The sequence below is a fragment of the Psychrobacter cibarius genome (genome assembly GCA_030686115.1).
In the GTDB taxonomy this organism is placed as follows: domain Bacteria; phylum Pseudomonadota; class Gammaproteobacteria; order Pseudomonadales; family Moraxellaceae; genus Psychrobacter; species Psychrobacter cibarius_C.
The window spans coordinates 1,877,047-1,896,778 of record CP131612.1; the positions used below are offsets into that span (position 1 = coordinate 1,877,047).

General features: G+C 42.5%; 18 protein-coding genes. 7 read left to right on the top strand and 11 right to left on the bottom strand.

The window, feature by feature from the left end:
• Positions 1-361: 361 nt before the first annotated feature.
• On the top strand, positions 362-484 hold the full coding sequence (locus tag Q6344_07825) for a hypothetical protein (GenBank protein WLG12522.1): 123 nt from the start codon (positions 362-364) through the stop codon (positions 482-484).
• Positions 485-572: 88 nt separating this feature from the next.
• On the opposite strand, the gene Q6344_07830 is transcribed toward Q6344_07825, so the two are convergent.
• From Q6344_07830 to Q6344_07845, 4 genes are all read right to left on the bottom strand, one after another.
• The gene (locus tag Q6344_07830) at positions 573-905 is read right to left on the bottom strand and encodes a YnfA family protein (GenBank protein ID WLG12523.1); all 333 of its coding nucleotides are present in this window, start codon (positions 903-905) and stop codon (positions 573-575) included.
• Positions 906-917: 12 nt separating this feature from the next.
• Complete coding sequence (locus tag Q6344_07835) at positions 918-1,724, bottom strand: PhzF family phenazine biosynthesis protein (GenBank protein WLG12524.1); 807 nt, start codon at positions 1,722-1,724, stop codon at positions 918-920.
• 73 nt (positions 1,725-1,797) lie between these two features.
• Positions 1,798-2,127, bottom strand: a complete 330-nt coding sequence (locus Q6344_07840) for a DHCW motif cupin fold protein (GenBank protein ID WLG12525.1) — start codon at positions 2,125-2,127, stop codon at positions 1,798-1,800.
• Between the two features lie 61 nt (positions 2,128-2,188).
• On the bottom strand, positions 2,189-2,650 hold the full coding sequence (locus Q6344_07845) for an isoprenylcysteine carboxylmethyltransferase family protein (protein WLG12526.1): 462 nt from the start codon (positions 2,648-2,650) through the stop codon (positions 2,189-2,191).
• A gap of 325 nt (positions 2,651-2,975) precedes the next feature.
• Between Q6344_07845 and htpX the strand changes: the two genes are divergently transcribed.
• A complete protein-coding gene (htpX, locus tag Q6344_07850) occupies positions 2,976-3,890 on the top strand; it encodes a protease HtpX (GenBank protein WLG12527.1) in 915 nt (304 codons plus the stop codon).
• 104 nt (positions 3,891-3,994) lie between these two features.
• On the opposite strand, the gene Q6344_07855 is transcribed toward htpX, so the two are convergent.
• A complete protein-coding gene (locus Q6344_07855; GenBank protein WLG12528.1) occupies positions 3,995-5,269 on the bottom strand; it encodes a saccharopine dehydrogenase family protein in 1,275 nt (424 codons plus the stop codon).
• A gap of 285 nt (positions 5,270-5,554) precedes the next feature.
• Positions 5,555-6,793 (bottom strand): carboxynorspermidine decarboxylase, encoded by a 1,239-nt coding sequence (locus Q6344_07860; GenBank protein ID WLG12529.1) that lies wholly within the window; start codon positions 6,791-6,793, stop codon positions 5,555-5,557.
• Between the two features lie 90 nt (positions 6,794-6,883).
• Between Q6344_07860 and Q6344_07865 the strand changes: the two genes are divergently transcribed.
• The gene (locus Q6344_07865; GenBank protein WLG12530.1) at positions 6,884-7,549 is read left to right on the top strand and encodes a DUF924 family protein; all 666 of its coding nucleotides are present in this window, start codon (positions 6,884-6,886) and stop codon (positions 7,547-7,549) included.
• Positions 7,550-7,836: 287 nt separating this feature from the next.
• On the opposite strand, the gene Q6344_07870 is transcribed toward Q6344_07865, so the two are convergent.
• The 3 genes from Q6344_07870 to lpxB form a co-directional block, all read right to left on the bottom strand.
• On the bottom strand, positions 7,837-9,060 hold the full coding sequence (locus tag Q6344_07870; protein ID WLG12531.1) for a CAP domain-containing protein: 1,224 nt from the start codon (positions 9,058-9,060) through the stop codon (positions 7,837-7,839).
• A gap of 272 nt (positions 9,061-9,332) precedes the next feature.
• The gene (locus Q6344_07875; GenBank protein WLG12532.1) at positions 9,333-10,187 is read right to left on the bottom strand and encodes a ribonuclease HII; all 855 of its coding nucleotides are present in this window, start codon (positions 10,185-10,187) and stop codon (positions 9,333-9,335) included.
• A 73-nt stretch (positions 10,188-10,260) separates the two neighbouring features.
• Positions 10,261-11,568: a lipid-A-disaccharide synthase gene (lpxB, locus tag Q6344_07880; protein ID WLG12533.1), complete on the bottom strand. Its 1,308-nt coding sequence runs from the start codon at positions 11,566-11,568 to the stop codon at positions 10,261-10,263.
• A 427-nt stretch (positions 11,569-11,995) separates the two neighbouring features.
• Here lpxB and Q6344_07885 point away from each other — a divergent pair, with 427 nt between their 5' ends.
• Positions 11,996-13,078 carry a 3-deoxy-7-phosphoheptulonate synthase gene (locus Q6344_07885; protein ID WLG12534.1) on the top strand — a complete coding sequence of 361 codons (1,083 nt, stop codon included), beginning with the start codon at positions 11,996-11,998 and terminating at the stop codon, positions 13,076-13,078.
• Positions 13,079-13,228: 150 nt separating this feature from the next.
• Here the strand turns inward: Q6344_07885 and pepN are convergent, their stop codons facing one another.
• Positions 13,229-15,829, bottom strand: coding sequence for an aminopeptidase N (pepN, locus tag Q6344_07890; GenBank protein WLG15179.1), 2,601 nt, complete (start codon positions 15,827-15,829; stop codon positions 13,229-13,231).
• Between the two features lie 395 nt (positions 15,830-16,224).
• Between pepN and Q6344_07895 the strand changes: the two genes are divergently transcribed.
• From Q6344_07895 to Q6344_07905, 3 genes are all read left to right on the top strand, one after another.
• The gene (locus Q6344_07895; protein WLG12535.1) at positions 16,225-16,821 is read left to right on the top strand and encodes a DUF6231 family protein; all 597 of its coding nucleotides are present in this window, start codon (positions 16,225-16,227) and stop codon (positions 16,819-16,821) included.
• Positions 16,822-16,976: 155 nt separating this feature from the next.
• Positions 16,977-17,495, top strand: a complete 519-nt coding sequence (gene pal / locus Q6344_07900; GenBank protein WLG12536.1) for a peptidoglycan-associated lipoprotein Pal — start codon at positions 16,977-16,979, stop codon at positions 17,493-17,495.
• 121 nt (positions 17,496-17,616) lie between these two features.
• Positions 17,617-18,417 carry a 4'-phosphopantetheinyl transferase superfamily protein gene (locus Q6344_07905; protein ID WLG12537.1) on the top strand — a complete coding sequence of 267 codons (801 nt, stop codon included), beginning with the start codon at positions 17,617-17,619 and terminating at the stop codon, positions 18,415-18,417.
• 119 nt (positions 18,418-18,536) lie between these two features.
• Here Q6344_07905 and Q6344_07910 read toward each other — a convergent pair whose 3' ends face one another.
• Complete coding sequence (locus Q6344_07910; GenBank protein ID WLG12538.1) at positions 18,537-19,430, bottom strand: hypothetical protein; 894 nt, start codon at positions 19,428-19,430, stop codon at positions 18,537-18,539.
• Between the last annotated feature and the right edge of the window lie 302 nt (positions 19,431-19,732).

Here is a 19,732-nt window from a genome sequence, read left to right on the forward strand (position 1 = left end):
ATATGAATATTATAAAAGTTTGCCGCGACGACCTATCGGCTTGTGGCTTATTATAGCAAATCATGATGACTCCGTAAGTAAGCACTTATTAATAGCAGTATTGACTAAATAAATTCATGGCATCGAAAATCTACTTATAAAATTTATTTATCAGACAAATTTTTGAAAAGTAGTATTAAACAAGGGATGGATACAGGATTGACTCAAATCGTAGGTGAATTGTGCTAGCGCTATCTATTTCGAGACCTTAAGCATATACTCATTGCAGTACGCACTATTTGCGTCATCAGCGTTAATCTAACCTTTCAGCTATTTACATTGGCTTAAAAGGTATTACGGCTTATCTCAAGAGGAAAAAACCATGAGTAAAGGTCAAGACAGTAAAAAGAACGTAAAAAAGAAACCGCTATTAACGGCAAAAGAGAAAAAAGCCGCCAAACAATCTAAGAAAGACGACAACGGCAGTATCTTAGGTAAACATTAATATTTAGTGTATCATTGTGCCATTTAAAAAATGCCAATCGAACCTCACGGTTTGATTGGCATTTTTTATGCTAGGTGCGGTCTTTATGCTAAGCACCGCGCGGCGCAAACATAATAATTGCCATGCCTAATAACGCAACCGCAGAACCTACTATATCCCACGTGGTCGGCCTGATACCGTTCACCGCCCACAACCATAAAATAGCCATCGAAATATACACGCCGCCATAAGCCGCGTAGACTCTACCAGCTGCGGTAGGATGTAAAGACAACAGCCAAACGAAAGCGACCAGACTTAGTACGCCAGGGACAAGCAGCCAAATAGATTTACCTTCTCGCAGCCAAAGATAAGGCAAATAGCAGCCCGCAATCTCTGCTAATGCGGTCAGTGCGAACAATCCAACGGTTTTTAATTCAGTCAAAACCATCTACTCCTAAACGGTGATAAATCCTGTCATATACTGTACGGCATGACCAGAGATAATGACTCTATCGCCAGCGACCACACAGTCTAGAACCCCGCCGCGACGTGATGCTTGATAAGCGACCAAGTTATTTTTAGCCAAACGCTCAGCCCATAATGGGGCAAGACCAGTATGCACTGAACCCGTCACTGGGTCTTCATCGCCACCATTGGCTGGCCAAAAATAACGTGAAATAAAATCATAGTTTTCGTAGTCAGCAGACTTAGCCTGACAAGTCACCACCACATCTAAAGGCGCAAGCTGTTTTAGCTGCTCGTTATCACGCGCTACTGTTAAGACGTCGGACTCAGCATTATAAATCACAAAATAGGCTTGAGTATTTTTATAGACTTCAACGGGTGCAATAGATAGTCCTGCAAGCAAGCTATCAGGGATATTGTCAACTTTCTCAGGCTTAGTATTAGGAAAGTCCATTTGTATCTTGCCATCGTCTGTTTGCACAATGGTCAAAACACCAACCGCTTTGGCTGAAAATTTAATGTTTTCTACATTGGGGTTTTTGTTAAATAACACAAAGGCTGACGCTAGCGTTGCATGTCCACAAAATGCAATCTCAGTGAATGGTGAAAACCAGCGGATATGACAAATGTCTTTGTCATCAACCACAATAAAAGCTGTCTCAGATAAATTATTCTCAAAAGCGATAGACTGCATCAAATCATCACTTAACCAATTATCTGTAATGATAACCGCCGCTGAATTGCCTTTAAAAACGGTATCCGTAAAAGCATCAACGACATTTATTTCTAGTTGCATTTTATGTTCTCGCTTTATTTTTATAGATCTATGGTTTTATAGCTTTATGAATTTTATGGTGTTACTGGCAATATCAATCAACAATAAATAGCTTAGCGCCTATCTTCGTTGACGAACGATGGGCAATCGTATTGTCCGCCACTTGATAAGTCATGCCCGCTGTTAAGGTGAAAGTGCGCCCATCTTTTAGTTCGGTGTTCAGCTCGCCCTCAACACAGAATAAAATATGTCCTTTATCGCACCAGTGATCGGCAAGGTAGCCTGCGGAGTACTCAACCATATGCACATTGATATTGTTAAATTCGCAAGTCTTCCAATACCCCGTGCCCGTTTCACCTCTGTTTTCTACCGCTTCTACTGTCGTCCAATCGGTAATAGCAAAAGGTATATTTTTCATTTCCATAACGTCATCTCCCTGATTTTATTGTTCATTCATTTATCATAAAATCTTTACTTACTATACCTCAAATCCAGCGCCGCACTTTATTTAGATAATCCTGATAAGTTTTGCCAAATTTCTGTGCCATCATTCGCTCTTCTGGCTGGATTTGAAAGCGCGTCATATAAAGTATAAAAATAGGCAATAATACAAACGCCAGAAAGTGAGAAAGATAGAACGCCCAGCCTAATAGTATAAGCACCAAGCCAACATACATCGGATTGCGGCTATACTGATATACGCCGCTGGTCACTAAACTAGAGACCTTCTCTAACGCTTGTGGATTGGGCGTGGTCTGAGCTATTCTAAATTGAGTCACACCCATAATACCTAAGCTCAGCCCTATCACACCCAAACACCCTGCCAGTGTAGTTGAGCCGTTGAGTGAGAACGTCAAAGCAGGAACCATTTTAGAGATGCCATACATAGCAGCAGCAGTAATAATGACTTGGGCGACTGGAGGGACTTTAAGTGTTAGAGCGTTCATGATTAGACCTCATAGAGCGTTAAATGAAAAACCTCAACAGTGAGTGCTCATTATACCTGCTCACTATTTTCGTTTTAATTTTTACTTTTAGCCCTTGACTATTTAAACCGTCAAAAAACAATTATTCTTACCTTTTAGATGTCGCTATTCTTTATTTTTATTCTTTGCTCGCTAACCATATCACTGTATTTATACGGTTAACTGGGATTGTTATTTATCAAAATAACGCCATTTATGTAAAGTAAAAACATATATAAAAATATAATACCTCATAGAGTATTATGTCTTAAAGTTGTATTTAAATTTAAATGAGGAAACTGGCATCATGATGCGCATCGGATTGTTCTTATTAACCAACTTAGCGGTTATTGTGGTATTTAGCATCGTGTTTGGTATTTTATCCAGATTTTTTGGAATTGGTGGCGTACATGGTGCGGGCGGGCTAAATTACACCAGTCTTGCCATTATGTGCGGCGTGTACGGCATGGTTGGTTCGATGGTATCACTATTTATCTCGAAATGGATGGCCAAAAGATCAACGGGAACGGTGGTTATTGAAACGCCAAGCAATGCCACTGAAAAATGGCTGGTAGATACGGTCGCTAGACAAGCGCGAGCGGTAAATATTGGCATGCCAGAAGTGGGGATTTTTAATAATTCTCAGCCAAACGCGTTTGCCACAGGCTGGAATAAAAACAAAGCGTTGGTCGCTGTTTCATCTGGCTTACTGCAAAGCATGACACCCGATGAAGTAGAAGCGGTATTGGCGCATGAAATTGGTCACGTCGCAAACGGTGATATGGTCACGCTGGCGCTCATCCAAGGGGTGGTAAACGCCTTTGTGATGTTCTTTGCGCGTATCATTGGTAGCTTCGTCGATCGGACGGTGTTTAAAAACACCAGTGATAGCCCAGGTATTGGTTACTTCATCACGAGTATTGTGATGGATATTTTGCTTGGATTTTTGGCGTCTGCCATCGTAATGTGGTTCTCGCGTCTACGCGAATTCCGTGCCGATCAGATGGGAGCAAAACTTGCTAGCAAAGATAAAATGATTAGTGCGCTTGATGCCTTGCGTCCTTCCGAGCAGCGTCCAGATCAAATGCCTGAGAGCATGAAAGCATTTGCTATTTCATCAGGACAGTCTACGGGCTTTAGTATCGCAAACCTTTTCCGCTCACATCCAACGCTTGATGACCGTATTGCGGCGTTGAGAAATTATAATCCTAATGAAGGGTAATGACAGGATCAGCTCCCCTACCTCCTCGTAAAATTAACGTAAAAACCCAGACATAAAAAAAGCCTATCTATTAAAGATAGGCTTTTCTAAATCAAACTCGTTATTTAAATATCAAACGCTAACGCTCTGTCGCCTTCGCTATCTTTGATACGCGTTGGCAAACCAATCTTATTTAGCAGATTGATAAATGGCTTGGCATCCAGCTCTTCAACGTTGACCATCTTGCCAGCATCCCACTCACCAGTTGCGACCAGAATCGCAGCAGCGACGGGTGGTACGCCTGCGGTATAAGAGATACCTTGGCTACCGACTTCGTTATAAGCGTCTTTATGATCTGAGATATTGTAAATAAATACCTCGCTATCAACGCCGTTGATTTTGCCTTTGACTTTGTCACCGATGCAGGTCTTGCCCGTATAGTTTGGCGCAAGTGAACTTGGGTCTGGCAGAACCGCTTTCACTACTTTTAACGGAATTACTTCTTGCCCTTCAGCAGTCATCACCGGCTGCTCAGAGAGTAGACCCAAACTTTGTAGCACAGTGAATACATTAATATAATGCTCACCAAAGCCCATCCAAAAACGGATATTTGGTACGTCTAAATTGGCGGATAACGAATGCACTTCATCATGACCACTTAAGTAACTGTTTTGCACGCCAACCACTGGCAAATCGTCAGTACGCTTCACTTCGAACATTTTATTAGACTGCCACTTGCTGTCCTGCCAAGAGTAAACCGTACCGGTAAATTCACGGAAGTTAATCTCAGGATCGAAGTTAGTAGCGAAGTATTTACCGTGGCTGCCAGCATTGATATCAATGATATCGATATCCGTCACCGAACCTGCATCCATCATGTCATAGCCAAGACGCGCATAGGCGTTGACCATACCGGGGTCAAATCCTGCCCCTAAAATCGCCGTGACATTATTGTCCGCACAGCGCTGTTTGCGCTGCCATTCGTAATTGTCATACCATGGTGGCGTCTCGCAAATCTTGCGTGGATCTTCGTGAATGGCAGTATCGATATAAGCAACACCTGTCTCGATACAAGCTTCCAATACCGTCATATTGATAAATGCCGAACCGACATTGATGACGATTTGGATACCCGACTCTTGAATCAGCTGTATCAGCGCTTGAGTATCCATAGCATCCACTTGATGCGTATGCAATACTGCAGGCTGCTTGAAGCTATTCTTATCTTTCACGCTTTGGGCGATGGCATCACATTTATCTTGCGTGCGCGAGGCAATATGAATCTCGCCAAGGATATCGTTATGCATCGCACATTTATGCGCGACCACTTGAGCGACACCGCCGGCTCCGATGATGAGTACGTCTTTTTTGCTAGATTTGGCTTGTTGGTTTGTGTTCAATGAACAATCCTCCTTTGTGTCTCTGTCGATACCATCGATAGTGGCGAGTCAAAACAGAAACGAGTGAATGATATGCGTGAATTAAAAAGGAAGACCGAGGAAAACCCACGCACCCGTCGGGCAAAGCACCATTTGATTGTTGGCTTTTGCCCGTGGCGATTATAACAATTTTTATGAAGACATCGGTAAAAATAATGTATAAAAAACAGACGAGTTAAAGTCATTCAAAAACACACTTAAGTCTTTGTTTTCTAAAATTTAAATCAATTTATCGACACAATTAAACTAAGACAAGCTGGCTTTGTAATCTTGATAATCAAATTCGCGCTGCACATCTATACTGCCATCTAGACGACGAATCACAATCGCCGGCATATTAACACCATTGAACCAGTTCTTTTTCACCATGGTATAACCTGCGGCATTACCAAAGGTTACGGTATCACCTATTGTTAAGTTATTTGGCAAGGCATACTCACCAAAGATATCACCTGCTAAGCAAGAACGACCATAAATAATGGTATTATCAGCTGATTCAGTATTTTCGCTTATGGGTGCAATATTGGTCGGGTCGATATCAAGAGAGGCAATATTCATTAAATCACTATTAACAGCCGCTATCGGCGCTGACTCACGGTAAATTAACAAATCAAGCATGTGCGCTTCAATGGATGAATCTACTACAGCGAGATTTTTTTCATTATGCATGGTATCTAAGACGGTCGTGACCAATGACCCAGCACCATGGATACTTGCCTCACCCGGTTCAAGATAAACTTGCACCCCATATTTTTCACTAAAGCCTTTTAACCTGTCAGCCAGTTTTTCTAGTGGATAATCAGGCGCGATAAAATGAATACCACCGCCCAAACTCACCCACTCAAGCTGCGCTAAAACATCACCAAATCTGTCTTCGATATCGGCTAAGCTTGCACTAAAGGCTTCAAAGCTGTCATTTTCACAGTTGTTATGAATCATTACCCCAGTAATGTCATCAAGTACCACTGCAATCTTGTTTTTATCATGTTCACCCAAACGGCTAAAAGGACGCGCAGGATCAGCGATGATAAATGACGAGTTGCTGGTCTTTGGGTTTAAGCGCAGTCCCACTGGTATATTTTTTGCCGCCGCTTGATCTTTAAAAGCATTTAGTTGCGAGATAGAGTTAAAGATAATTTTATCAGCATAGCTCAATACTTCATCGATCTCATCAGCACTATAGGCGACGCTGTAAGCATGAGTTTCTTTTTTATTATCACTGTCTTTACCTTTACCAAAAGTCTCGTAGCCCAAACGCACTTCATTGAGTGACGATGAGGTTGTGCCGTGCAAATAAGGCTGCATCACATCAAACACGCCCCAAGTGGCAAAGCATTTGAGCGCCAATAATGCTTTAGCGCCTGATAGCTCACACAGCCGTGAGATAATCTGCATATTGGCAACGATTGCCGCTTCATCGAGCAAATAATAAGGCGTGGGCGGTAGAGATGATTGGGTGGTGTTTAGTGAAGTTTTTGTATTCATAAGAGGTTACCTAATAGCTGCTGTTGGCATCATGACAGACATAAATATTTGCGCTATAGTAGACTAAATTCATCATAATTAGAATATCTTATGTCACTATCAACCGATTATTCCACTGCTACTAGCCAAGCTTATTCATCGCAGCTCGACCCAAAAAATATTCATTTAGAGCATCTTGATGCTAATGCGCGTGCAGTACTGGAGTTTTGGTTTGACAAAGAAAATGAGCAATATTGGTTTGCGCAAAATGATGCTTTTGATAAGCAGATAAAGGATAAATTCAGTGACATCTGGCACGCGGCAAAGCAAGGTGAATGCGTGACGTGGCGTATCGCAAACGCGCCAACCGATAGCAATAGCTCCATCACGGCGTTGGCAGGCAGACTAGCAGAAATTATTGTCTTAGATCAGTTTTCGCGTAATTTATGTCGCGGGCAAGCAGGCGCTTTTGCACAAGATAGTATGGCTATCGCATTGGCACAAGAGGCTATTGGACAACCACACTTTGATACGTTACCGACTGAATGGCGCAAGTTTATCATCATGCCATTTATGCATTCTGAATCATTGATGATCCATAAGCGCTACTTACCATTGTTTGAAAAATTACATGATGACAATACGCTGGATTTCGAAAATCGTCATAAAGATATCATTGAACAATTCGGTCGCTATCCGCATCGCAATGACATTTTAGATCGCGAGTCAACGGATGAAGAAGAAGCCTTCTTGCAACAACCGAACTCATCGTTTTAGCGCTTATATATCTATATGATTGATTGCAATATGATTTATTGTAATATAGTTACTTCGACTCAAAAGAAGTGTGAAGTACAAGGCAACCAAGTATAGGCATATACACTATTTCAAGCGAGAGGAACGCCGAACTCTTTTATAGTGCAAGGGATTGACTATGGTAATAAAGCAAGGGCTGAATCAGATAACTGGTTCAGCCCTTGCTTTATTTTACTTACTCTTTAGATACTTTCGTTCAGATTGGTGCTTTTATTCAGATTAAGAACACGTCTTAGTACACCTAATTATTAGTTGACTATCCCTGTCATAAAGGTAAAGCTCTCACGCTCGATAGTTTTATTATCCACTAAAATATCAAAGCTGACACGGTAGTCACTGTTGCCATGTAAACCACAGTTTTTGCCTTTTTTACTGGCAATCTGGCAGCTTTTTAAATTATCAGTGATTGGTAATATAAAAGCTTCGTTTGCTGGCAGCGCATTTGCCGTATTTTTATAGGGATCTTGGCGATAGTCTAGCAGCTCAATCGGTACATCGATATTTCGCTGGATATCATGAAATCTCACATTGCTGATATCAATCGTTTGAGCGGCTGGCATATTGATATAAATGGGTTGCCCGATAGGATCCACTCTCAAGTCACGCCCTGTATGCTTGACAGGATCTGGTGTCTCATTATATAGCGCGGTTACTGTATCCGTCACGCCTTCACATGGATAAGTGAATACGCCTTTAACCGTATTATCTTTAGTCGCTTGGGTTGCTGCTGCATGGTTGACCAATACATAACCTTGGTTATTCGCCGCCTCTTTATTGTATGGCTTATAGATAACCACGCCAGTACCCGTCACGCTTGCACTAGGCATCATTAATGAACGCAAATGGTAAGGTGCTGCCAGCAAGGACTTTGCCATCGAGCCTGCCACAACATCCGAGCGAATAAGATTGCCTGCTGAACTATAGTGAATAGATTGGGCGATATTCTCAGTCACACCATATCGTACATTTGGGTAATTTGCATTTGATAAGCGATCGGTAAAACTTAACCCACCAAAAAATGGATTATTGCTACTGGTAACGCCCGAAATATCTGCAATCTTATTTTCGTAATGCGCGCTGAATGCGGTCGGTGAGCTATTGGCAAAGACGTATTTAATATAATTTGCATGTTTAATGGCAACATCATCAAGCGCGGTATCAACAGATAAACCGCTCAGACCACAGCTGGTACGCGCCAAACTGAACTTATTGTTGGTAATCAATGCAGCCTTTGCCTCATCATTAGTAGCAATAGTGCTATCAGGTTGGTCGCCAACATTATCGCTTGAATTGTCACTTGTATTACCATTGGGCTGATCGTTTGGCTCGATAGCAGGTGGGTTCGGGCTTGGCGCATTGGTATTAGAGCTGCTATCAGAGCCACCACCACAAGCCGTTATAAATACTGTCAAAAAAAGCACTGCAGCAAGATTTTTCTGTGGTGTACTGATTAATAGCGTACTGAGCGTCATTTTTTATCCTATAGAATAATAGCGCGTATATAAGTCAATAAAAGCCAGCGTTAAATATGCGGATATAAGCTAAGTAGACTTAAACTGCTAATATCACAGTATTGAGTTTATTTGTTATGACATTGTAATACAGTCCAAAAATTTTTACTTGGTGTTTGTTGAATACTGATACGTTCATTATAGACTGTCTTATTTTTAGTTATGACTATTTCCACTTAGGCTACTTTAAAGAAGCACGCTCAGCTCAACGTTTATTTTTAAGTGCTTTGTTCTTAAGTAGCTTTCTCTAATGACTTCCTGACTGGTGCAAAACTACGTCTATGCGCAGATAATACGCCGTATTTTTCGATTGCCTCCATGTGTGCGCGTGTTGGATAGCCTTTATGTTTGGCGATACCATATTCTGGATGCTCAGCATCAAGCGCATACATGGCTTTGTCACGGCTGACTTTAGCCAATATACTGGCGGCAGCAATGCTGGTATGACGCGCATCGCCCTTTACCCACGCTTGGCAATCGATAATCGATTTCTCTATACCCAGTTCAGCGAGCATTACCTCATTTAATTCAGGGCAGCGATTACCATCGAACAAAACTTCAACCTGCCTCATAGAGTTGACAAGATGATGAGCAATGGCTTTTAACAACACTTCGGTACATAAGCGCATACCGAGCATCGTCGCTTGCAAGATATTGACTTGATCGATGACCGCTGCTGGGATCTCGGCGACAACATAACCAATAGCATGCTGCTGAACCAACGGATAAAGACGGTCACGCTTCTTTTCACTCAGCTGCTTGGAGTCGGTCAAGATAGATAATGGCGTGTCCTTTAATGGCTGCATCTCAATCAATCCTGACCAAGTTTTAGGCAATATCGCAGCAGCCACATTGACGCTACCGAGCAACGGCCCACGTCCTGCTTCATCAACGCCTATTTGTAGCGTTGACTGCTGTAAGCCTTGTTCCACCTTGATCGGATACTGAGTAAGTAGCTCATCAATATATACCTGACCCGATAAACGAATAGGCTCAACCAGCTGTAGATATTGACCTTTGATATCAATTTGCTCAATACTTACTTCAATCGGGGTGACAGAGTTGTGGGTTTGGTACTGGTTACTCATAGGGGCGCGGTATCTTTGTTATTAGGTATCTTTGTAATTAATAGAAGAAGAAATGATCGCAATCAATAATGGCTTAAATCCGATGTTTCTCTTGGATAAACCATTGCTCAATCACACTATTAGCAGGATCATGATTACTCTGCTGTTGTAATAAGTACTTTGTGGCGACGAGATCTTTTAATTGCTCAGCATAGGCACGCGGTTGCAATAGCCGCATGACCGTACGACAGATATTGTCACCACTCGCCTGCTCTTGGATCAGCTCAGGAACGATTGCAGTATTAGCCAAAATATTGGGCAGCGCCACATAAGGCACTTTGACCAAGCGTTTGGCAATCTGATAGGTGAGCTTATTTAATTGATAAACCACCACCATCGGTCGCTCTAACAGCATCGCCTCTAGCGTTGCAGTGCCAGATGCTAGCATTACAATATCTGAGGCTGCCATCGCTTGTTGGCTAAAGGCTGGCTGGCTAACATCATAAACCACAACGATGGCAGCACGTAGTTGCTCTGAGCGCTGATCAATAACATCTTGGACGATATATTGGTGATTCTGATCGACGGTCGGAATGATAAAGCACAGCTTGGGGTCAAGCAATATCAACTTTTGAATACCATCTAACATCAATGGCAAAATAGCCGTGATTTCACCGCGCCGAGAGCCTGGCATCACACAAATAAGCTGGCTGACATCGTCAAATCGTTCAATAAAAAACTGCTGCAAGCCATCGTTGTGCCAAACCAGCTCACTACGGCGCTGATTGATCGGTGTCTCTAATAATGTTTGATCGATCGTACGCAACAGCGGATGACCAACACATATTGCTGGATGATTATGACGCTCATAAACGGACAGCTCAAAGGGGAACAAACACAACACAAGGTCGGTCGCCGCTTTGATATTATGAATACGTGACTCACGCCATGCCCAAATAGAAGGGCTGACATACTGCACGCAGAATACGCCTTGCGGTTTTAATTTTTTAGCCACTCTAAGATTAAAATCAGGCGCATCAATGCCAATAAACCAATCAATATCAGCGGCTTTAAATGCGCTCAGTAATTCACGGCGCGCTTTAAGCAAGTCAGGTAATTGCGCCATGACTTCTACCAAACCCATTACTGCCAAACGCTCTAACGGAAAAATGCTGTGCAGCCCTTGCGCTTGCATCTTTGTACCACCGACGCCGACCCACACAATATCATCGCGTAGATTATTCATTTGCTGCATGAAGTCTGCGCCCAAGCTATCCCCTGACACCTCACCTGCGACGATACCGATGACCAATGGCACAGTCTGTAATTCAGCACTTCGAATTTCAGTCTCTGTTTGGTCTATAAAGTTATGATATTGATCAGGCGTAGCAGAATCTGTCATGACAAGCTCTCGATATTAAAAAATACAATAAATGCATATAAAATAAATGAATGATTATTATAAAATACGACGCATAAAATCTGCGCGAAAGCTCTGTGATACCTAAGCATTCGCCATACTCACTATTTTATCGTCATACCTTTTATATTGTCATCATACGTGACGATGATACAAATAGCTAAATTAGCTGATAAAAGCCAGAAATGACCACTTAACGGGTTAGTTCGTTTTTCTATACGGACAGATAAATTGAGTAACAATCTTGCTTGTTGAAGCGCTCATATACGATTAGCGCTGAACAAGTATAACTAAGTTTTGGTTTCCTCATTCCAGTTATCAGTCAATTAACTGCGCGACTGCCCTTGTCAACCAACACTTTTGTCCGCATAATGAAACTCCCTATAAATCAGCTAGACGATATATAACCATGACAACATCAGTTACCCATAATGCAGATATTGACGACGTGAATATTGAAAAGTTCATTCCTTTGATCACTCCCGCTGAGCTAAAAACTGAGCTACCTTTATCAGATGCAGCCTATAAAACCGTATTAAACGGTCGTAATACCATCCAAAACATCTTGGACGGTAAAGACAAGCGCCTCTTTGTGGTCATCGGCCCCTGCTCTATTCATGATATCAAAGCCGCTCACGAATATGCCGATCGTTTGGCCATATTAGCAAAAGAAATCGAAGATAGCGTGTTCGTTGTGATGCGCGTATATTTTGAAAAGCCGCGCACAACCGTTGGCTGGAAAGGCATGATTAATGACCCTGATATGAACGATAGCTTCGATATTGAAAAAGGTCTGCGTACTGCCCGTAAGCTACTGCTCGATTTGAATGAAAAAGGTCTGCCTTGCGCCACCGAAGCATTAGACCCGAATACCCCGCAGTACATGCAGGATTTGATCAGCTGGTCAGCGATTGGCGCACGTACCACTGAGAGCCAAACGCATCGTGAAATGAGTTCAGGCTTATCGTGCCCAGTAGGCTTCAAGAATGGAACAGACGGCGGCATGACGGTCGCTGTTAACGCAATGCAAGCCGTAAAAGAAGGTCATAGCTTCTTGGGTTTATCTGCAGATGGCAAAGTCTCAATCATCAAGTCTAAAGGCAACCCTTACGCGCACGTGGTACTTCGCGGTGGTAACGGCAAGCCCAACTATGACGAGACTGCGGTTGCACAAGTGGAAAACGAGCTGGCAAAAGGCAAAACCAATAGCAAGATTATGATTGACTCAAGCCATGCCAACTCAGGTAAAGACCCATATCTACAGCCGATGGTTATCCAAAACGTTGCAGAGCAAATTCAAAACGGCAATAAATCTATCATTGGTATGATGATTGAGAGTCATCTAAAGGGCGGCAATCAAAAACTGACGGCTGACTTAAGCCAGCTCGAATATGGCAAGTCTATCACTGACGGTTGCTTAGATTGGGATAGTACGGTCACTGCCCTGTATAATCTACGTGATATGGTCAAAGACGTTTTGCCGAATCGTTAATTTTTAATAACGATTGCCCATAAACACAGGTTATTAAGTTTTTTAAGCATTATTAAGCGTTCAATAAAAAAGCCCGTCCGATACTATTATCGGACGGGCTTTTTCTTATAAAATAATTTAGTTTATTGTTATAGAGTCATTTAATTTACCCTACTCGCTCGCTGATCCTAAAACACTGTTTAGACTTTCAAGTACATGCTTAGAAGAAGCCTGCTTTTGCAACTCAATCAACCGCTCATGCGCCATTTGACGACGTGGCTCAGCCAAGGTATTCCAACGCGCTAGCACTTGCAATAAGCGCGACGCCAAAACAGGATTGGCATCATCCAACTTTTTAATCACACCAATATAAAGCTCTAACCCTTCTGCCGTCCATAAAGTCGTTGGCTGCGAGGTGAAGGCGCTGACCACTGAGCGTACACGATTGGGCGTATTCCAATCAAAATCTGCGTGAGCGATCAAGGATTGGATAGTATCAGCGGTGACAGTATCAGCAGACGCTTGCACACTAAACCATAAATCGATGACCAAATCATTATTTTGGAAACGATTATAAAAGTCCGCCAAATACTCATCAGCATTTAGCAGTTGATGATTGACCATCGCTTTCAACGCACCGAAACGCTCTGTCATACAGCTTGCATCATCATACTGCTGCTGCGCCCATTCATCTGCGCCATCGACATTTGCGGTCAGCGCCATATCGAGCACCACATTACGCAAGGCACGGATGCCACGAGCTTCGGCATTATCTTCATAAGACTGCATAGGTAGCTGCTCATAAAGCTCAGACCATTGATCTTTTAGCGCCTCTGCAAGCTGCTGATACAAGTCGTCGCGCTGCGCTTTCACCAATGCTGGATCGTAATTTTTATGAATAGCAGACGCCAGCTCTTGCGCTGATGGAATATCAAGCAAGCGGGCAGCCAACATCGCATCCTCAGCCGCGAGCACAGGCAATGTCTGCGCTAGTGCTTGCAGATAGATGTCAGGACTGCTCTTCTCGCCTTGACCTTGCAGCAAGATACGATTGACCAGCATCTGCGTCACTTGCCAGCGGTTAAAACCATTAGTTTCATGTTTGAGCAAAAATGCCAAATCTGCATCTTGATAATCATAATTGAGCTGTACTGGCGCACTAAAATCACGTAGCAAAGATACAACAGGCTCACGCGCTACATGTTCGAAGGTAAAGGTTTGCGTGGCTTGATCGAGTAGCAGCATACGCTCAGCCACAATGTCACCAGTGTCTTTATCAAATAGCGCAGTCGCTACCGGAATAGGCAAAGGTTTTGGCGCAGCAAAGCCACTGACATGACGGGTTTGCTGACTTAACGTAATCATCAGTGTCTGCGCTGCATGGTCATAATATTGATGACCAGAAACCATTGGTGTGCCCGGCTGACGATACCAGTCGATGAAGCTTTCAATCTTGCTATCCGTGATGCTAAGCGCTGACAAAAAGTCCTCAACCGTCACCGCTTGCCCATCATAACGACGGAAATACTCATCCGTGCCTTTACGAAAATTCTCGGCTCCTAACGTATTGGCAATCATGCGTACGATTTCAGCGCCTTTCTCATAAACAGTCGTCGTATAAAAATTATTAATCTCGACAAAACTCTCAGGGCGTACCGGGTGTGCCAATGGTCCTGCATCCTCCGCAAACTGATGAGCACGCAAGGTCGCCACATCGTCGATACGCTGTACGGCACTCGACTGCTGATCCGCTGAGAATGATTGATCGCGGTAAACGGTAAAGCCTTCTTTTAAGCACAATTGAAACCAATCACGGCAAGTGATGCGATTGCCTGTCCAGTTATGAAAATACTCATGGGCAATGATGGCTTTCACACTAAAGCTACGCGCATCCGTTGTCGTCTCAGGACTGGATAACACACAAGCGGTGTTAAAAATATTTAGACCCTTGTTTTCCATTGCGCCCATATTAAATTGACTCACGGCAACAATCATATAACGGTCTAAATCATACGCACGACCATAATTGACCTCATCCCATTTCATCGAATCTTTCAACGCTTGCATACCGACATCACATTTATCGATGTCAGCAGACTTTGCGTATATTTCCAGCAACACCTCACGACCTTCGTTGGTGGTATAATAATCCGTTAATACGTCTAAATCAGCGACAACGCAGGCAAATAGATAGCTTGGTTTATTGGTTGGATCATGCCATATCGCATAATGACGGTCTGGGGCATCTGCCACCTCACCCGCTTCAACCAAGTTACCATTGGCCAATAGTGTTGGATAACGCTTATCCGCCTCAAGACGCGTGGTAAATATCGCCAATACATCGGGGCGGTCTGGATAAAAGGTAATCTTGCGAAAACCTTCCGGCTCACACTGGGTGACAAACATCGTCTCATCACCACTTCCCGCCATATAGAACCCTTCAAGTGCGGTATTGGTCTGCGGACAGATGCGTACTTGAATCTCTAAAACAAGCTCATCAGGTGCATTAGCAATCGTCAACGTGCCTGCTTGTTGTTGATAATCCTCAGCCGTCAATGGCTTATCATTCATCGTAATGGCGATCAGCTCCAACTCCTCACCAAACAATACGAGATCTCCTGCTGTTTGACGTACCATCTTCAGTGTGCTGTCTAACTGTGCATGATTTTCAAACAGTTTAATATCTAAATCAACCGTTTCCACATCAAAGCTAGGTTTCTGGTAATCTTTTAAATTAATTTTACTTGGTGTATGCGGTGGCACATCTGGCATATCAGGATTAATGATTTGAGCATCAGTTTCAGCAATAGACATGGGTATTCCTATTATTATTTATGGCAAAAAATATATATGGTAAAAAGCGTGATAATTTAGGTTAAGGCAGGTCGTCAATTAGCATAATCTTATGACCATCAACATGATAATGGTATCTTGCTACATTGACCTAAACTGCCAAATTTCAAGAGCAGGTCCCAATTTTATTATGTCCATCGTCCATGACACTTATCAAAATGCGATGGCAATGAGAGAGTCGATATATCAAAAGAATGAGAGAGTCGACATATTAAAAGAGCAGCATAATCAGCATCAATCACCCATTGGATAATCGCGATTAAAATGATTTAATAGGGTCACTGATGACCAACACTCGATAAACGGCCTATTATATGATAAAGCAAACTGCCAGTCGCTCAGACATTACGTTACCATTATTGATAGATTACGTTGAAGCTCTTTTGCCCTCACTAACCATACAAGCGAACGCATCCACAACCATTGAATCTACTGATAATGACACTGAGTTGCTGTGGGTCGTCCCAGACCAAAATGCGCGGTTAGCATTAAAGACACTACTAAAAAATACCCGCTCACCACAAATATCGACACTATTAGAGCTCAATCAACGACAATTGCCTGAACGTTATGAGCTCGCCTGTTTTTGGTTACCCACACTCTCACCAGAGTTGCTGCAGCAGTATATTCCGCTGCTCATGCGCTATCGAGATCTTTATGCGGCACACCTGCTCATCGCCCTTGATGGCACCCTAGATTTAAAAGCTTATGGCTTTACCCCATTTGATATCTTGCATGAGCCATCTTTAGAGATGAATACTACTGAGCAAACAGAGCAGCCTTTATCTGTAAAGTCATCAGCGTCCGCCAGACTTTGGCAGTTCAATTTATATGATTATAAACAGCTGCCAAATTGGTTAAATGCGGATTATTGGGCCAATCCTGAAAATTGGGGCAAGCACCGCTGGTAGTAGATCTCATATCTATCTGTAAATTCTAGCATTATTTACAGTAATACTACTTACATAAAGTAACATTTAGTATATGATAGATAGCAATTGCCTAAGTTTTATCGTAAGCAGTTCAAAAAAACAATTTTAATTAATTAAAATTTTAGGAGCTCATTATGTCAACCAGTTTTTCTAAGATCGCAGCCCTCGCTGTATTATCAAGCGCTGTGGCACTAACCACAGGTTGTGCGACCAAACGTGCTACCTCTGAAGTCGTGGTTGCCCCACTAGGTATCCCAGGTGGTCAAGTTGGATACACTGGCGCAGTCATCGTAGATAACTCAAGCGCGGTTATTATGGGCGCTGAAAACCTACAGGCGGTTGTTTACTTTGCTTTTGATAGCAGCGAAATTACTTCACAAGCAGCAAGCATTCTTAATCAACATGCCAGCTTGCTCAACTCAAATCCAGCAGCCAGCGTTGTTATCGCAGGTAACACTGATGATCGTGGTAGCCGTGAATACAACATGGCACTAGGTGAGCGCCGTGCTGCTGCAGCACGTGATTACCTTGCTACTCAAGGCGTCGCAGTAAACAATATCCGCGTCATCAGCTATGGTGAAGAGCGCCCTGCTGCCGCTGGTAATACTGAAGAAGCTTATGCACTAAATCGCCGTGCTGAATTGTCTTACTAACACCAGTAAAACTAATCACAGTCGATAAAGCTCAACATATTTTATAATTGAAAGCCCAGCAATAATATATCGCTGGGCTTTTTGCATATTACTAAGCGAACGAATCCAATAGATATAATCAATGATGCCAAGCTCTATCTTAAACCTGACCCATGTCCAATATACCCAGCTCGATCCTGCAACGTGGTGCGCCACTGCACAAGTGAGCGAGCGTTCATTCCTCAACTTCAAAAGACTGTGGGATGAATTACTGTGGTCATCCGCTAACAATATATCGCAAGTAAATTTTCAGAAATTTTACGAGCTTAATTGGCATTACTGCCTGTCACCAGTAAGTTTATCAACACGTGAAATGGCGCAGCATCAACGTCGCCTACAACGCAAAGGCGTTCGATTATTGCTACAACAATTACTGGCTGAGCTAAAGTTGCGCGATACTTTGGATGAGTCAAATTTCCCGTATCGGCTTAGCAGCAGTGAATATTACGTATGCTTTAGTCATACAGGCAGCAAGAATCATGATATTAATCAAAATACTGTTCAGACAATCAATAAATCATTGAACAGTAAAGTAACAGTGGTCATTAGTCGTCACCGTCCCATTGGTATTGATATTGAAACCAATCATGTAGCATGGCACGTAGCACATCGGTTTTACTCTAAGCATGAAATAGCTGCTTTACAAGCACTATCACCACTTCAGCGTGAGACTATCGCTAAATTACTATGGCAAATAAAAGAAAGTTTTATCAAAATTTATCAATACAAACTGGCACAAGGGTTAGGAGTAGATTACTCCTACCTGATTGCTGATTTGATTCATGCTATTAGAGAACCATCACCTTTAATGGTCATAGCAGACATTAAGTCCGATTACCGTATCGCGGTATTGTCAGCGCAACAAACCATCGTTATTTTCTAGATTATTTATACATATGATTCATTCTAACAACTACCCTTTCACAAACAAAAAAAACGACCCTAAAAAGGATCGTTTTTTCTTACTATTCTTCTAATAACAGTACTTAAACTGTGATTAGATTAGAAACGGTAAGTTGCACCAAGCTTAACAATTGGCATCCACTCAAGATAGTCTTTATCTTCAAGCTCACGCTCAGCAAGTTTAGCAACTTGACCAGCATTTAAGCCTGAATCTACACCACCTGGAGTAACACCATTATCAATATTCACATTTCTTTCTGGGTCAACTGCATTTACAGTCGCGTTAGTTTTACCCATATAGGCTGCACCGATTTCGCCGAATACACCCCAGTTGTTACCGATGTTAGGACGGAAACCGATAGTACCATAAGGTGCTAGTTTGTTACGATGTTCCATAGTACCTTGTAAAGAACCTACACCGTTTTCGCCATCAGCAACAAACGTTCTATCGTTAATTTTGTATACGCCGCCATCTGGATTAGCAGTTACGTCGATGTCGTTGTCAGGTACAATGATACCAGCACCCATTGTAAACCAGTTACCAGTAGGACGTAATTGCACACCTAGGTACGGGTTGCTGAAGTCAGAATCAACGTCATAGTTTACGTCGTTTGCGTCAAAGTCACCGCCGAATAGGTCAGCAACATCGCCACCAGCCCAACCAGCTTGTAATTCAGTTTTCTCATTTAGTGACCAACCGATGTTAGCACCATAACCTAGTGTACCAACTTCAGCGCTAACAGAAGCTGGGTTGATAGCAGTTTGGAAGAAAGTCTTAGTACCACCAACAACAGCACCAGTAGTATTGCGAACGATACCAGCGTCAGCATTGTATGCATAAGCAACAGGCTCAGCTTCATATGCAACAGCAACAGGCTCAGCTTCATATACAACTGCATCGTTACCATCAACAACGATAACAGGTTCAGCAGCTAGTGCAGCAGTTGACGCTAAAACGGCAGCAGAAATTGCTGTTAATTTAATAAGTCTCATAAATACTCTCCTAAAGTGTGGAATAAGTCGCCCATAAAAAATGACAATTTAGCTTTTTTTAAATCGATCATTTTGTTGAGCAGATTAAAACAATTTTGGCCGGAAAAGTCACCCCTCTAGGAGCGCTTTTTATTTGCCGTTATGTAAAGATTGCATAGATATTGTAATAATTACTACACCAATCCGCAAAACTTCGACTTTCTGTTACACAATGCTCTTAAAGTAACTCAGCAGCGCAAACATGAATATTGGTTAGCTTAATCTTCATGTAAGGATATTACAAAATATGTCATTATAATGAC

What these genes read in the sequence shown, in the direction of transcription:
- lpxB (WLG12533.1), bottom strand. Translation starts at nt 11,568, where the DNA reads ATGACAGATTCTGCTACGCCTGATCAATATCATAACTTTATAGACCAA.
- Q6344_07905 (WLG12537.1), top strand. Translation starts at nt 17,617, where the DNA reads ATGATGCCAAGCTCTATCTTAAACCTGACCCATGTCCAATATACCCAG.
- Q6344_07910 (WLG12538.1), bottom strand. Translation starts at nt 19,430, where the DNA reads ATGAGACTTATTAAATTAACAGCAATTTCTGCTGCCGTTTTAGCGTCA.
- Q6344_07870 (WLG12531.1), bottom strand. Translation starts at nt 9,060, where the DNA reads ATGACGCTCAGTACGCTATTAATCAGTACACCACAGAAAAATCTTGCT.
- Q6344_07825 (WLG12522.1), top strand. Translation starts at nt 362, where the DNA reads ATGAGTAAAGGTCAAGACAGTAAAAAGAACGTAAAAAAGAAACCGCTA.
- htpX (WLG12527.1), top strand. Translation starts at nt 2,976, where the DNA reads ATGATGCGCATCGGATTGTTCTTATTAACCAACTTAGCGGTTATTGTG.
- Q6344_07840 (WLG12525.1), bottom strand. Translation starts at nt 2,127, where the DNA reads ATGGAAATGAAAAATATACCTTTTGCTATTACCGATTGGACGACAGTA.
- Q6344_07860 (WLG12529.1), bottom strand. Translation starts at nt 6,793, where the DNA reads ATGAATACAAAAACTTCACTAAACACCACCCAATCATCTCTACCGCCC.
- pal (WLG12536.1), top strand. Translation starts at nt 16,977, where the DNA reads ATGTCAACCAGTTTTTCTAAGATCGCAGCCCTCGCTGTATTATCAAGC.
- Q6344_07885 (WLG12534.1), top strand. Translation starts at nt 11,996, where the DNA reads ATGACAACATCAGTTACCCATAATGCAGATATTGACGACGTGAATATT.
- Q6344_07845 (WLG12526.1), bottom strand. Translation starts at nt 2,650, where the DNA reads ATGAACGCTCTAACACTTAAAGTCCCTCCAGTCGCCCAAGTCATTATT.
- pepN (WLG15179.1), bottom strand. Translation starts at nt 15,829, where the DNA reads ATGCCAGATGTGCCACCGCATACACCAAGTAAAATTAATTTAAAAGAT.
- Q6344_07875 (WLG12532.1), bottom strand. Translation starts at nt 10,187, where the DNA reads ATGAGTAACCAGTACCAAACCCACAACTCTGTCACCCCGATTGAAGTA.
- Q6344_07865 (WLG12530.1), top strand. Translation starts at nt 6,884, where the DNA reads ATGTCACTATCAACCGATTATTCCACTGCTACTAGCCAAGCTTATTCA.
- Q6344_07835 (WLG12524.1), bottom strand. Translation starts at nt 1,724, where the DNA reads ATGCAACTAGAAATAAATGTCGTTGATGCTTTTACGGATACCGTTTTT.
- Q6344_07895 (WLG12535.1), top strand. Translation starts at nt 16,225, where the DNA reads ATGATAAAGCAAACTGCCAGTCGCTCAGACATTACGTTACCATTATTG.